Annotated in this window: 11 protein-coding genes; 7 read left to right on the forward strand and 4 right to left on the reverse strand. The window is 59.7% G+C overall.

Annotated elements, in window-relative coordinates:
- Positions 1-63 precede the first annotated feature (63 nt).
- Positions 64-1,398 carry an aromatic acid/H+ symport family MFS transporter gene (locus C1Y42_RS04985; protein ID WP_104092913.1) on the forward strand — a complete coding sequence of 445 codons (1,335 nt, stop codon included), beginning with the start codon at positions 64-66 and terminating at the stop codon, positions 1,396-1,398.
- Positions 1,399-1,486: 88 nt separating this feature from the next.
- Positions 1,487-2,827 (forward strand): VOC family protein, encoded by a 1,341-nt coding sequence (locus C1Y42_RS04990; protein WP_104092914.1) that lies wholly within the window; start codon positions 1,487-1,489, stop codon positions 2,825-2,827.
- A gap of 68 nt (positions 2,828-2,895) precedes the next feature.
- On the opposite strand, the gene C1Y42_RS04995 is transcribed toward C1Y42_RS04990, so the two are convergent.
- Positions 2,896-3,330, reverse strand: coding sequence for a DoxX family protein (locus tag C1Y42_RS04995; protein WP_058769762.1), 435 nt, complete (start codon positions 3,328-3,330; stop codon positions 2,896-2,898).
- A 191-nt stretch (positions 3,331-3,521) separates the two neighbouring features.
- Here C1Y42_RS04995 and C1Y42_RS05000 point away from each other — a divergent pair, with 191 nt between their 5' ends.
- Entirely contained in the window at positions 3,522-5,045 is a 1,524-nt protein-coding gene (locus C1Y42_RS05000) for a carboxylesterase/lipase family protein (RefSeq protein WP_104092915.1), read from the forward strand.
- Positions 5,046-5,257: 212 nt separating this feature from the next.
- Complete coding sequence (locus tag C1Y42_RS05005) at positions 5,258-6,934, forward strand: methyl-accepting chemotaxis protein (protein WP_104092916.1); 1,677 nt, start codon at positions 5,258-5,260, stop codon at positions 6,932-6,934.
- Here the strand turns inward: C1Y42_RS05005 and C1Y42_RS05010 are convergent.
- Positions 6,892-7,773 carry a LysR substrate-binding domain-containing protein gene (locus C1Y42_RS05010; protein WP_104092917.1) on the reverse strand — a complete coding sequence of 294 codons (882 nt, stop codon included), beginning with the start codon at positions 7,771-7,773 and terminating at the stop codon, positions 6,892-6,894. The genes C1Y42_RS05005 and C1Y42_RS05010 overlap by 43 nt on opposite strands.
- 125 nt (positions 7,774-7,898) lie before the next feature.
- Between C1Y42_RS05010 and C1Y42_RS05015 the strand changes: the two genes are divergently transcribed.
- Positions 7,899-9,065 carry a methionine aminotransferase gene (locus C1Y42_RS05015; protein WP_104092918.1) on the forward strand — a complete coding sequence of 389 codons (1,167 nt, stop codon included), beginning with the start codon at positions 7,899-7,901 and terminating at the stop codon, positions 9,063-9,065.
- 13 nt (positions 9,066-9,078) lie between these two features.
- Complete coding sequence (locus C1Y42_RS05020) at positions 9,079-9,858, forward strand: transporter substrate-binding domain-containing protein (protein WP_021506096.1); 780 nt, start codon at positions 9,079-9,081, stop codon at positions 9,856-9,858.
- A 63-nt stretch (positions 9,859-9,921) separates the two neighbouring features.
- Here C1Y42_RS05020 and pepT read toward each other — a convergent pair whose 3' ends face one another.
- Positions 9,922-11,148 carry a peptidase T gene (gene pepT / locus C1Y42_RS05025; protein WP_058780594.1) on the reverse strand — a complete coding sequence of 409 codons (1,227 nt, stop codon included), beginning with the start codon at positions 11,146-11,148 and terminating at the stop codon, positions 9,922-9,924.
- Positions 11,149-11,262: 114 nt separating this feature from the next.
- Between pepT and C1Y42_RS05030 the strand changes: the two genes are divergently transcribed.
- A complete protein-coding gene (locus C1Y42_RS05030; RefSeq protein ID WP_104092919.1) occupies positions 11,263-12,858 on the forward strand; it encodes an ABC transporter substrate-binding protein in 1,596 nt (531 codons plus the stop codon).
- Here the strand turns inward: C1Y42_RS05030 and C1Y42_RS05035 are convergent.
- The gene (locus C1Y42_RS05035; protein WP_021506093.1) at positions 12,848-13,762 is read right to left on the reverse strand and encodes a LysR family transcriptional regulator; all 915 of its coding nucleotides are present in this window, start codon (positions 13,760-13,762) and stop codon (positions 12,848-12,850) included. The two genes, C1Y42_RS05030 and C1Y42_RS05035, sit on opposite strands and share 11 nt — an antisense overlap.
- Positions 13,763-13,880 lie beyond the last annotated feature (118 nt).

Consider the following 13,880-nt stretch of genomic DNA (forward strand, 5'->3'; position numbering starts at 1 on the left):
TAAGCGCCGTTTTTTTTACCAAAACTGATGACCTATTCGTGATAATCCTGCAGGAGTGGTACCGTGACCAGCGCTGAAGCCATTGACGTCCGCCAGCTCATCAACCAGAGCGCGTTAAGCAGCTGGCAGAAGCGTTTAATTGCGCTGTGCTTTGTCGTGGTAGCGCTGGATGGCATGGATATCGCGCTGATGGGCTTTATCGCGCCGACGCTGAAAGCCAGCTGGGGCGTGACCAATCATCAGTTGGGGATGGTGATCAGCGCGGCGCTGATTGGCCTGGCGCTGGGTGCCATGGTGGCTGGACCGCTGGCCGATCGCTACGGCCGCCGCGTGATGATTCTGCTCAGCGTGCTGTTTTTTGGCCTCTGGACGCTGGCGACCGCCATGGCGCAAAACATCGAACAGATGATGCTGTTCCGCTTCCTCACCGGTCTGGGGCTGGGAGCGGCGATGCCCAACGTCGGCACGCTGGTGGCCGAATACGCGCCCGAGCGGCGCCGCTCGTTTATTATCACCGTGGTGTTCTGCGGCTTCACCTTTGGCGCGGCCTCCGGCGGTTTTGCCGCCTCGTGGCTGCTGCCGCGCTATGACTGGCATTCCGTGATGCTGATGGGCGGCGTGCTGCCGCTGCTGGTGCTGCCGTTTCTGCTGCGCGGCCTGCCGGAGTCGGTGCGCTTTCTCATCAGCCAGCGCGCGCCCGCTGCACGCATTCACGCTATTCTGGCGCGCATGCTGCCGGGCAGCGTCCGGCCTGACAGCCATTTTCAAAGCAGTGAACCGCTGGCCGCGCGCCACGGTGCAGTGGCCACCGTCGTCTCACCCCGCTATCTGTTTGGCAGCCTGATGCTGTGGGGCGGCTACTTTATGGGGCTGTTTCTGGTCTACCTGATTGGCAGCTGGCTGCCATCGCTGATCAACACGCTGGGCATGTCTGTCACCGAAGCGGCTATCGTCACCGCCATGTATCAGGCGGGCGGCACCGTTGGCTCACTGTTTGCCGGCTGGCTGATGGACCGCATCAACGCCAATCTGGCGCTGGCCATTATTTACTTTTGCGGCGGCATCGCCATTGTGGCGCTCGGGTTTTCCCCGGCGCAGGTCGGGTTGATGAGCGCCATCGCCTTCTGCAGCGGCTTCTGTTTTAACGGTGCCAACACCGGCATGAATGCACTCTCGGCCAGTTACTATCCCACCCATGCCCGCGCGACCGGCTCCAGCTGGATGCACGGCGTCGGCCGCATCGGCGCGATCATCAGCGCCTTCGTCGGCGCTGAGCTGCTGTCCCTCGGCTGGTCGTTTAGCCAGATCTTTCTGCTGCTGGCGCTGCCGGCGGCGCTGACCACGCTGATGCTGGTACTGAAATGCCGCTTTGGTGACCGGCCGCGCGCCACCGAGTGACAGGGCGATCACAGTTCCGCGAAAATGTTACCCGCCGCTAAAGGGTTGATCTACAGTAGCAGCAACCCTTTAGCCCAAGGTGATGACCATGGATAACTTTCTCACCCGCGATGCCATCCGCACGCTGTTTTCTCAGGCCATGTCGGCCATGTACCAGCAGGAGGTGCCGCAATATGGCACCCTGACGCAGCTGGTTACCGCCGTTAACGAACGCACCTTAGAAGCGCAGCCGGCGCTGAAAAACCGTCTGGCCGCCGCCGATGAGCTGAGCCGCCTCGGCGTGGAGCGTCACGGTGCCATTCGCGTTGGCACTGCCGCAGAGCTCAGCACGCTGCGGCAGATGTTTGCCGTGATGGGGATGGAGCCGGTGGGCTATTACGATCTGTCACAGGCGGGCGTGCCGGTGCACTCTACTGCCTTTCGCCCGGTCAGCGACAGCGCGCTGCGGCGCAATCCCTTCCGCGTTTTCACCTCGCTGCTGCGGCTGGAGCTGATCGACGATGCCGCACTGCGCGACAAAGCCGCGGCTATCCTGGCGGCGCGCGACATCTTCACGCCTGACTGCCGGGCACTGATCGCGCAGCATCAGCAGCAGGGCGGTCTCAATGCTGCCGATGCCGCCCGCTTTGTTCAGGAGGCGCTGGAAACTTTTCGCTGGCATGCGCACACCACGGTGGACAGCGCCACCTACCGCGCGCTGAGCCAGCAGCATCGCCTGATTGCCGACGTCGTGTGCTTCCGCGGCTGCCACATCAATCACCTGACGCCACGCACGCTGGACATCGATCGCGTGCAGGCGCTGATGCCTTCGCGCGGCATCGAACCGAAAATCCTGATTGAAGGGCCGCCGCCGCGCGCGGTGCCGATTCTGCTGCGCCAGACCAGCTTCAAAGCGCTGGAAGAGGCGGTGCATTTTAATGATGGCACGCCGGGCACCCATACCGCGCGCTTCGGTGAAATCGAGCAGCGCGGCGCGGCGCTCACGCCTAAAGGCCGCGCGCTGTACGACCGGCTGCTGGCGCAGGCCGGTACCGGCAGCGATAACCAGCAGCATCAGCAGCACCTCAGCGCGGTGTTTCGTGATTTTCCTGATGATGAACAGACGCTGCGCGAGCAGGAGCTGGCGTGGTTCCGTTACCGTCTGACGCCGCAGGGTGAGCATCAGCCGCCGCGCGCCGGGGAAAACGTGGCGCAGCTGCTGGCCGCCGGCCGTTTACAGGCGGAACCGATTGTCTACGAAGATTTTCTGCCGGTGAGCGCGGCCGGCATCTTCCAGTCTAATCTGGGCAACCAGACTCAGGCCCGCAGCGCCGGCAATGCCAGTCGTGCTGATTTTGAAGCCGCGCTCGGTGCCGCCGTGCAGGATGAGATGGTGCTGTATCAGCAGACGCAACAGCGCAGTCTGGCACGCTGCGGCGTGCAGGAGTAGGGCGTAAAAAAGCGGCCTGAAAAGTGACAGGTTCACTTTTACAGGCCGGCTGGTTTTCTTTCTAATGATTATTGCAGGCGTGCGTCGCGCACCAGCGTGTATTTTCCGGCACCCAGGAACAGGATGGCCAGCGCGCCCAGCAGGTAAAGCGCTTCCGTTTCCAGCGACCAGGCGCCGACATCGGTGCGATGCCAGAGTGCGCCCATTTTCACCAGCAGCGTTGCGACTACCATGTTAACGGCAATGATAAAGGCCGCCGGGCGCGTCAGCAGGCCAACGATGACCATGATGGGTGCCACAATTTCCCCGATGTAAGCACCGTAAGCGATGAAACCTGGCATGCCTTTGACGCTGAGCAGATGGGCGATCCAGCCGACGCCATGAATCGCCTTAAACTCGCCATGAAACAGCAACAGCCCGCCGAAGGTTAAGCGTAACAGCAATTTACCGAAATCCGGGTGATCGCTCATCCGGGTGAACAGCTGATTGATGCCAGCAAACATCACGTCTCTCCGTCACGCCAGGTTAACTTGCAACCATAAAACAGAATGCACCGCTGCAGTTAACCAAAAAATTTGATGAAGTTGTTCAATGAATCGGTCGCTTATTCGGCTTAATCTGCAAATGCCTGCAGAACATAGACATTCCACTGAGGCCTGCAAATAATGGAATCAGGCTTTACCAGGAACCCGCAATGAAAAATGAACGACGTCTGAGGATCATGACGGCAGAAGGTGAACTCAGAGGCCTGATGGATGATGAACTGTTTACCTTTAAAGGAATACCTTATGCAGCGCCGCCGGTTGGCGCATTGCGCTGGCGTCCGCCGCAGCCGGTGGCACCGTGGCAAACGCTGCGCGATGCCACCGCGTGGGGCGATGCCAGCTGGCAAAATCGTGACTACTGCGTGGCGGCCGGCGGCGGCGATCCGGGCCGCTTCAGCGAAGATTGCCTCTATCTGAATGTCTGGACGCCCGATGTCGAACCCGTTACGCCGTTACCGGTGATGGTATGGCTGCACGGCGGCGGCTTCAGCATCGGCGCCGGCAGCCTTGATCCCTATCGCGGCAAAGCGCTGGCAGCGCAGGGCGTGGTGGTGGTGACACTCAATTACCGCCTTGGCCATTTCGGCTTTTTCGCGCATCCGGCGCTCGACGCCCAGTATCCACCGGGCAAGGTGGTCAATAATTTTGCGCTGCTGGATCAAATTGCCGCGCTGCAGTGGATTCAGCGCAACATCCCGGCGTTTGGCGGCGATCGCCATAACGTCACGCTGTTTGGCGAATCGTCCGGCGCGCGCAGCGTATTGTCGCTGTGCTGCTCGCCGCTGGCCGAAGGGCTGTTTCATAAGGGCATCGTGCAAAGTGCCTACAGCCTGCCGGACGTGCCGCATAAGCAGGCGCAGCAAACAGGCCTGCAGGTGGCAGCGCATTTCAATCTGGCCGCGGATGCCAGTGCGGAACAGTTGCGCGCACTGCCGGCCGATAGTTTCTGGCCGCTGGAGCGACCGCTGGCGCTGGGGCCGGTGGCCATCAGCGGCGATGCGGTGCTACCCAGACCGATGCTCGACACCTTTATGGCGGGTAAACAGCATCGCGTGCCGTTGATGATTGGCAGCAACAGCGATGAAGCCAGCGTGCTGGACTACTTCGGCGTGGATGCCCGCAGCGTGTTACAGCAGCTGCGCAGCAAAAGTCGCCTGAGTTATCGCCTGCTGAAGTGGCTGTACGATATCCATGATGACAGCCTGCTGGGACGCGCGGTGGCGCGCGACATGGCGTTTACCGTCATGCCGCTGCTGGTGGCGCAGTCGCAGCACAGCATCGGCATGCCTGCGTGGCGTTACTGGTTTGATTATGTGTCAGAAAACGCGCGTCATCTCTACCCGCACGGCACCTGGCACGGCAACGAAATTCCTTATGTCTTTAATACGCTCGCGACGCTGCCGCCGCCGGGTGACTGGCATTACAGCGCCAGCGATATCGCCTTTGCCGGCCGCGTCAGCGCCTGGTGGGTGGCCTTTGCGCGGGATGCCAGTGAGTTCAGCCATCGGCTGCGGCTCGACGGGGAGCCTGACTGGCCGGTATGGCGGCCAGGTGAAGATTTGACTCTCGCTTTTGGCCACGACGGTAAAGCGGAATCGGTGCTGAAGGCGCGATTTATGCGCGGCCGTCTGCGTCTGTTTCGCCTGATGATGCGCAGCCACGTTAAACTTTAATAAGCCTGCTAATCATGTAAAAACATCAATGTTTTTTTAAGGCAAATTGGCCGCTATCTGCCTGATTTTACGACCGCTCAGCCGCCCCGCGCGGCACCCCATCCTGCAATTAATTAGCTTACAAAACATTTATCTTTTCCCGGTTCGCTGCCGATAAATACCCTAAGCCCTGTTTTATCCGGGCTGCCAGCGTTCACACCAGGGGATTATGTATGGGTATGTTAAAAAACTTCACGATTCGCGCCGTTATGCTGACCATTCTCGGGCTCTTCTGCCTGTTATGGTGTGGCGTAGGGCTGTTCAGCGTCCACTCGCTGAATGCGCTTGGCGAGGGTAACGAGATTGATCGTCAGCTGGTAAACCAGATGACGGCGCTCAGCAAAGGCAACGATCAATATTTCCGCGTGGTCACGCGTCTGTCGCGGGTAATGGAAGGCCGCACCGCCGGTAACGCGCCGACCGCGGAAGCGTTCGCGCCGGTGCAGCAGGCACTGGATAACATGAAACAGCAGTTAACCCAGTTCAAAGCCATGGCGCCGGGTCCGATGGACAGCGAGACGGTGAACAATGTGATCAGCAGCTGGCAGAAACTGCTGGATGAGGGGATCGCACCACAGGTGGCGCTGGCGCAGCAGGCTTCACTGGATGCATGGCGCGCGCAGGCCAACAATGTCACGCCGCCGCTGAGCCGGGCGTTTGGTGCCAGCGCAGAAGCGTTTAATCAGGCCGCCAGCAGCAAGCTGGATGAGACCCGCGTGACCGTGGATACGCTTACCAGCATGACCAAAGTGATTATTGTGTCGGCGGTGGTGTTCGGCTTATTGATTCTGCTGTTCACTGACCGTTACCTGGTGACGATGCTGGTGAAACCACTGGATCGCATTCGTAACCATTTTACCGTGATTGCGCAGGGCGATCTCAGCCAGCCGGTGGAAGAATTTGGCCGCAACTGCGTCGGCAAACTGGTGCCACTGCTGCGGGCGATGCAGGACAGCCTGCGTGAAGCGGTCAGCGCTATTCGCAGCGGCACGGAGAACATCTACCGCGGCGCGGCAGAAATTTCAGCCGGCAATAACGATCTTTCATCGCGCACCGAAGAGCAGGCGGCGGCGCTGGAACAGACCGCGGCCAGCATGGAGCAACTGACTGCCACGGTGAAGTTCAACGCCGACAACGCACGTCAGGCCAGCGCGCTGGCGGAGACCGCCACCGGCACCGCACAGCAGGGCGGCCGTCTGGTTGGCGAAGTGGTGACCACCATGCAGGGCATTTCCGGCAGTTCGAAAAAGATTGCCGAAATCACCAGCGTGATCAACGGCATCGCCTTCCAGACCAACATCCTGGCGCTCAACGCGGCAGTCGAAGCGGCGCGTGCCGGTGAGCAGGGGCGCGGCTTTGCCGTGGTGGCCAGCGAAGTGCGCAACCTGGCGCAACGCAGCGCCGGCGCCGCAAAAGAGATCGCCACGCTGATTGAAGATTCGGTGTCACGCGTTGAGAAAGGCTCGGAGCTGGTCAGCAGCGCTGGCAGCACCATGCATGACATTCTGAAGTCGGTGCAGGATGTGAATGAGATCATGAAGCACATCGCTGCCGCGTCGGAAGAGCAGAGCAAAGGGATTTCGCAGGTCGGCACTGCCGTCACCGAAATGGACAGCGTCACCCAGCAGAACGCATCGCTGGTGGAGCAGGTGTCGGCGGCGGCCAGCGCGCTGGAGCGTCAGACCGAAGAGCTGCAGGCGTCGGTGGCGAAGTTCCGTCTGTCTGACAGCGCGCCGCGCGCGCAGACCGTGGTATCCACTGCTGCGCCTGCGCTGCGCCGGCCGGTGTTATCTGCCGCCGCAGGCGCTCAGGGTAAACCCGCCAGCAGTGAAGAGTGGGTTTCATTCTGAGGCTGACACAACCACGCCACCAGCTGCGGCAAAAACGGTGGCGCATCTTTTTCCGCCCGCTGTAACAGGCTGTAGCTCGCCCCGGTTGCCACACTCGCGGCAAACGGGGCAATTAACCGCCCATTCTCCAAATCATTCTCCACCAGCGTAATATCCGCCACCGTCACGCCAAATCCCTGAATCGCCGCGCTGATCGCCAAATCCATGGTGGCGAAGTGCTGATTGCGCGCCATCGGCAGCTGCTCCGCCTGGCCGGACAGCCATAGCTGCCAGTCGCGCGTATCGCCGGTCGGGTGCAGGAAGGTGAATTTGGCCAGTTCGCTGACATGGCGCGGTGCCGGCACGCTGCTGGCCAGCACCGGCGTCAGGCGCTCGGCAAACAGCGGAATGGCACCGGCAGGCGGCGTGCCGAATACAATCGCCGCATCAAAGTTTTCCAGCTGCGACGCATGATCGAGCGTGGTAGTGAGCGCCACGTGAATGTCTGGCCGCTGCTGCTCCAGCGCCACCAGGCGCGGCACCAGCCAGCGCATAGCGCAGGTCGGGGCTTTCAGCCGAATCGAGGCGTTGCTGCGGCTGGCTTTCTCAGTGGCATTGACCAGCAGATTGAATCCCTGTTGCAGCTCCGGCAGTAGCGCCGCGCCCTGATCGGTGAGATGCAGACCGCGCGCGTGGCGTTCAAACAGGGCAAACCCCAGCCAGCTCTCCAGCGCCGCAATTTTGCGGCTCACCGCGCCCTGAGTGATGCACAGTTCGCTGGCGGCGCGCGTCAGGTTGAGATGACGGGCGGTGACCAGAAAGGCATGAATGGCGTTGAGTGGCAGAGCAGAGCGGGACATAACGGCCTCGAGCTATGATTTTTTATCATGGCTATTATGACAACAATTCGCTTGTCGACTCAAGCGTCGCGCCGTTGAATAGAAATCTACTTCCGATACGTGGTTATGCAACCTGTGGAGCAATGATGACCCTGAACAGCAGCGTGAAGCTCTCCTCCAAACAGCCGGACGTCGGCACCACCATTTTTAGCGTGATCGGCCAGCTGTCCGCACAGCACCAGGCCGTTAATCTCTCTCAGGGCGCACCCAATTTCCCGTGTGACCCGCAGCTGGTTGAGCTGGTCAGCCAGGCGATGCGCGACGGCCATAATCAGTACGCCGCCATGACCGGTTTACCGGCGCTGCGTGAAGCGCTGGCGGAGAAGGTGCACCGCCTGTATGGCCAGCAGTACGATGCCGCCAGCGAAGTCCTGATCACCGGCAGTGCCAGTCAGGGCATCTACATGGCGATTTCGGCGCTGGTGCATCCGGGTGATGAAGTGATCTTCTTTGAGCCAGCCTTTGACAGCTACGCGCCGGTGGTGCGGTTACAGGGCGCGACGCCGATCGGCCTCAAGCTGCAGGTGCCGGATTTTGCGATTGACTGGGACGAACTGCGTGCCGCGATCACGCCGCGTACGCGCATGATTATCATCAATACGCCACATAACCCGAGCGGACAGGTGCTGAATGCCGCCGATCTCGAACAGCTGGCGGCCCTGACGCGTAACACCGACATCGTGGTGTTGTCTGATGAAGTCTACGAACACATCGTGTTTGACGGCCAGACGCACTGCGGCATGGCCACGCACGCGGAACTGGCACAGCGCAGCGTGGTGGTGTCCTCCTTCGGTAAAACCTTCCACGTCACCGGCTGGCGCGTCGGCTATGCGCTGGCGCCTGCTGCGCTGATGGCGGAGATCGTCAAGGTGCATCAGTTCATGATGTACGCCGCCGATACGCCAATGCAGGTTGGCTTCGCGCAGTATCTGCAGAACCCGCAAAACTATCTGCAGCTGTCGTCGTTTTATCAGGCGAAGCGCGATCGGCTGCAGACGCTGCTGCAGGATTCACCGTTCAGGCTGTTACCGAGCGCCGGTTCGTTCTTTATGTTGGCCAGCTACGGACATTTCAGTGACGAAAGCGACAGTGAAATGGTAAAACGTCTCATCGTCGATCACGGTGTGGCTACCATTCCGCTGTCGGCGTTTTATATGGATGGCACTGACAATAAATTAATCCGCCTTTCTTTTGCTAAAGACGACGCAACGCTCGAAGCCGGCGCGCAGGCGCTGTGCCGGGTTAAAGGGTAATTAGGGGAAAATAATGAAAAAACTGAACGCACTGTTTATCGCACTGGGCATGATCACCTCCGTGCAGGCGCTGGCGCAGGAGAGCCTGCGCTACGGTCTGGAGTCACAATATCCGCCGTTTGAAAGCCGCAACGCGCAGGGCGAGCTGGAGGGTTTTGACATCGAACTGGGCAAAGCCATCTGCCAGGTCGGCCATTTTGACTGCAAATGGGTTGAGAGCAGCTTTGATGCGCTGATCCCGGCGCTGCAGGCGAAAAAATTCGATGCGATTAACTCGGCGATGAACATCACCGAGGCGCGGGCGAAAAGTATCGACTTCACCAACCCGATCTACCGCATTCCCACCATGCTGATTGTGAAGCAGGGCGAGAAACTCGAGCCGACGGCGGCGTCGCTGAAAGGAAAAAATATCGGCGTGCTGCAGGGCTCGATTCAGGAAACCTACGCTAAAAAGCACTGGGAATCCCAGGGCGTGACGGTGACGTCGTATCAGGATCAGAACCAGGTGTACAACGACATGGTCGCTGGCCGTCTTGACGGTACGCTGGTGATGTCCGCCGCCGGTCAGTCTGGTTTCCTCGATAAGCCGCAGGGCAAAGGTTTCGCCTTCGCCGGTAAGCCGGTGGAAGACGACACCATTCTCGGTTCCGGCATTGGTTTCGGTCTGCGCAAAGGCGATAGCAAGCTGAAAGGGGAACTGGATGCGGCCATCGCCAAAGTCCAGGCCGACGGCACCGTGACTAAACTGGCGGCGAAATTCTTCCCGGGCATTGACGTCAGCGTCAGCAAGTAAGCGGGTGTCAGCCTGATCGGCAATCGCCGGTCAGGCTGTCTCAACATTTCTCTGCAACCGCGCTTATCGGGCTGCCAGATAACACAGCGCTTCCGCCACCTGATACGACTTCACAAATGACGGGATCGGCAGGAATTCAAAACGCGAATGGAAATTGTGCGCGCCGGTGAAGAAATTCGGCGTCAGTAACCCTTTGGCCGACAGCGCAGACCCATCGGTGCCGCCGCGCATCGGAATCACTTTAGGTTCCACCCCCACCTGCTGCAGCGCAGCAAAAATCAGATCGATTGCCCGCCGGTCCTCACCTATCGCGTTACTGATGTTGCTATAGATATCATTGATCTTCAGCGCGACGTGACCAGTCGGATAGTGCGCGGCGATCTGATCGGCGACTTCCACCAGCTGCTGCTTCTTCGCATCAAAACCCTTTAAATCGAAATCGCGAATCGACGCTTTCAATACCGCCTGGCTGGCATTGGCCTGCATATCATTGAACCAGATATAGCCTTCGCGCCCGGCGGTATGCTCGGGCGTGGCAAGCCGGTCGAAGCGGGCGATGAAGTCGTGCGCCATCAGCAGGGGATTCACCAGCACGCCTTTGCCCGACATGGGATGCGCCGGCACGCCGGTGAAGGTAATTTCAGCGGAGGCGCCGTTGAAGCACTCATACACCACTTCGCCCAGCTCGCAGCAGTCAATGGTCCAGGCGAAATCGACGTTAAAGCGCGTCTCCAGGTCCAGCGCCTTGGCGCCGCGCAGGCCGATCTCTTCATCCGGCACAAACGCCACCACCACATCACCGTGCTCGCCACGCAGGTTCTCCACCAGCGTCATCACCACGCTGACTGCCGCTTTGTTGTCGGCCCCCAGCACGCTGGTGCCGTCGCTGAACACAATCTCCTGACCGACATACGGCAGGATTTCCGGATGCTCCGCCACCCGCAGCCAGATGTCCTGCTGCGCATTCAGACACAGATCCGCGCCCTCAAAGCGCAGGGTTTGCGGATGGATATCCGGTGATAGCCCGACATCGACGGTATCAATATGGGTGATAAAGCCCACGCGCGGCGCGCCAGGCCGGTTGCCCGGTTTCACGGCGGTCACCGTGGCATGCTGATCAATCACCACATCCTGCAGACCGAGATCGCGCAGCTCCTGCGCCAGCAGTTCCGCCATGGCGTGTTGCGACGGCGTACTGGGCAGCGTGCTGGATTTGGCATCGCTCTGGCTGGAGACCGCCAGATAACGGTAAAAACGCTGGGTCAGCTGACGGGCAAGTTGGTCTGTCATCACAATTCCTTATTAGCTTTGCGCCACTGGAGATACGCCAGACGGCTAAATCATGTTATTTATGAAATAAATACCGATGCTGGCTCATGGAAGTCAATAAAAAGCGAGAAGACGATGAAAAAGATGATAGGAAAACTGGCGCTTAGCGCACTGGGGTTAGCGGTTGCAGGCGGCGTCTCGGCGAAGACGCTGGTTTACTGTTCTGAAGGCTCGCCGGAGAACTTCAACCCGCAGCTCTACACCTCCGGTACCAGCGTGGACGCCAGCGCCGTGCCGATTTTTAACCGCCTTGTGGATTTCAAACCGGGCACCACCGAGCTGGTGCCCAGCCTGGCGGAGCGCTGGGAGATCAGCCCGGACGGCAAGGTGTATACCTTCCATCTGCGCAAAGGGGTTAAGTTCCAGAGCAATAAACTGTTTACGCCGTCGCGCGATCTCAACGCCGATGACGTGATCTTCTCGTTTATGCGCCAGCTCGATACGAAAAACCCGTATCACACCGTTTCGGGCGGTAACTATGCCAACTTTGAAAGCCTCGAGCTGGCAAAACTGATCACCCGTATCGATAAGGTGGATGATCTGACGGTGCGGATTACGCTGGCCCATGCCGAAGCGCCGTTTCTCGCCGATCTGGCGTGGTATTTCGCCTCGATTCACTCGGCGGAATATGCCGACCAGATGCTGAAAGCCGGTACGCCGGAAAAGGTCGACATGCAGCCGATTGGCACCGGACCGTTTGAGCTGGTGCAGTATCAAAAAGATTCCCGCATTCTCTACAAAGCCTTCCCGCAGTACTGGCAGGGCAAGGCTAAAATCGATCGTCTGGTGTTTTCCATCACCCCGGACGCCTCGGTGCGCTATGCCAAACTGGAGAAAAACGAGTGCCAGGTGATGCCGTTCCCTAATCCGGCCGATCTCGACAACATGCGCCACAACCCGAACATCACGCTGGAACAGAAATCTGGCCTCAACACCGGTTTCCTGTCGTTCAACACCACCAAAGCCCCGCTGGATAACGTGAAAGTGCGCCAGGCGCTGGCGATGGCCATCAATAAGCAGGCGATCATTGATGCCATCTTCAAAGGTACCGGCACGGTGGCGAAGAATATTCTGCCGCCGGATGTGTGGAGTGCTGATAAAGATCTGCAGGATTACGCCTACGATCCGCAACAGGCCAAAGCGCTGCTGCAGCAGGCCGGCATTCAGCCGGGCACCGAAATTTCGCTGTGGGCGATGCCGGTCCAGCGGCCGTATAATCCCAACGCCCGCCGCATGGCTGAGATGATTCAGGCCGACTGGGCAAAAGTGGGCATCAAAGCCAACATCGTCAGCTATGAGTGGGGCGAATACCTCAAGCGCGTTAAGGGCGGTGAGCATCAGGCAGCGCTGATGGGCTGGACCACCGCCACCGGCGATCCGGATAACTTCTTCGGGCCATTGTACAGCTGCACCTCGGCGAACGGCGGCTCCAACTCGTCCAAATGGTGCTATGCGCCGTTTGAGAAAATCATCACCAAGGCGCGCGCCGAACAAAATCACGACAAGCGCGTGGCGTTATACCGCGAGGCGCAGCAGATGATGCATGACCAGATGCCGGCGGTCATGATTGCGCACTCAACGATTTTTGAGCCGGTGCGTAAATCGGTCAGCGGCTACCAGGTGGATCCGTTCGGCAAGCATATCTTCTATCCGGTGGATATCACGCCTTAATCGCAGCGGACAGCGCGCTGAGCTGCTGTTGCAGAAAGGTCAGAAACAGAGTCAGGGCGGCGCTACGGGGTCGCCCTGACTGCGTCTGCAGCTGCAGCGTACGCTGGCTCAGCTGATCGATATTGACCGCGCGCATCACCAGACCCTGCTGCTGCGCTTCCTCCGCCAGGGTAAAACTGCTGCAAATGGTCACCGCCAGCGGCGTGCGCAGTAAAAAATGGAACAGGGTGGAGAAGTTGTCGCAGGTCAGCACCGGTTCAATCAGGTGGCCACTCATGTGGCTGGCCAGCTCAAACAGCTGGCGTACCGTGGTGTTTTGCTGCGGCAGCGCCAGCGGATAGTGGCTGAGATCGGCCAGCGCCACCTGCGGCACGCCCGCCAGCGGATGGCTGTCATGCATCACCAGCAACACCGGCGCCGGCCATGAGCCCACCACCTCAACCGCACGTTCCGCGTGCAGGCTAAACTGCAATGCCACGTCGCACTCGCCGCTGCGCAGCAGTTCAGCCACGCCCTGCGCGCTAGCCACCCGGACGTCAAACAGCACGCCGGGATGATCGCGGCGAAAGGCGGCAATCAGCCGGGGCAGCAGGGTAAACGCCAGCCCGTCGGTACAGGCGACACGAATCAGCGTGCGCCGCACCGCCTTCAGGCCTTTGATCTCCGCCAGCGCATACTCCATATCCAGCAGATTTTTGCGCACGTGATGGGCAAAAATCTCGCCGGCCTCGGTCAGCACCATGCCGCGCGCATGACGGGCAAACAGCGTCACGCCCAGCTGCTGCTCCAGCCGCTGAATCTGGCGGCTAATGGCAGAGACCGCCACAAACAGCTGGGCGCTGGCCGCGCTGAGCGAACCGCAATCGGCTACCGCGAGAAAATAACGCATTTCCGTGCTTAACATGCCATGGCCTCCGTCTGTGCCTGCCTCGAAATCGGGCAATGCAGCTTTGCTTTAAAGGCAAATCTTACTCGATAAATTGATAATTGTGGCAAAGCTGCCTTTCCGCAAAGATGAAAAA

The sequence above is a fragment of the Pantoea sp. ICBG 985 genome (assembly GCF_002928365.1).
Lineage (GTDB): Bacteria > Pseudomonadota > Gammaproteobacteria > Enterobacterales > Enterobacteriaceae > Pantoea > Pantoea dispersa.

Coding starts and splice junctions, on each gene's coding strand:
- C1Y42_RS04990 (WP_104092914.1), top strand. CDS start 1,487: ATGGATAACTTTCTCACCCGCGATGCCATCCGCACGCTGTTTTCTCAG.
- C1Y42_RS04995 (WP_058769762.1), bottom strand. CDS start 3,330: ATGTTTGCTGGCATCAATCAGCTGTTCACCCGGATGAGCGATCACCCG.
- C1Y42_RS05000 (WP_104092915.1), top strand. CDS start 3,522: ATGAAAAATGAACGACGTCTGAGGATCATGACGGCAGAAGGTGAACTC.
- C1Y42_RS05005 (WP_104092916.1), top strand. CDS start 5,258: ATGGGTATGTTAAAAAACTTCACGATTCGCGCCGTTATGCTGACCATT.
- C1Y42_RS05010 (WP_104092917.1), bottom strand. CDS start 7,773: ATGTCCCGCTCTGCTCTGCCACTCAACGCCATTCATGCCTTTCTGGTC.
- C1Y42_RS05015 (WP_104092918.1), top strand. CDS start 7,899: ATGACCCTGAACAGCAGCGTGAAGCTCTCCTCCAAACAGCCGGACGTC.
- C1Y42_RS05020 (WP_021506096.1), top strand. CDS start 9,079: ATGAAAAAACTGAACGCACTGTTTATCGCACTGGGCATGATCACCTCC.
- pepT (WP_058780594.1), bottom strand. CDS start 11,148: ATGACAGACCAACTTGCCCGTCAGCTGACCCAGCGTTTTTACCGTTAT.
- C1Y42_RS05030 (WP_104092919.1), top strand. CDS start 11,263: ATGAAAAAGATGATAGGAAAACTGGCGCTTAGCGCACTGGGGTTAGCG.
- C1Y42_RS05035 (WP_021506093.1), bottom strand. CDS start 13,762: ATGTTAAGCACGGAAATGCGTTATTTTCTCGCGGTAGCCGATTGCGGT.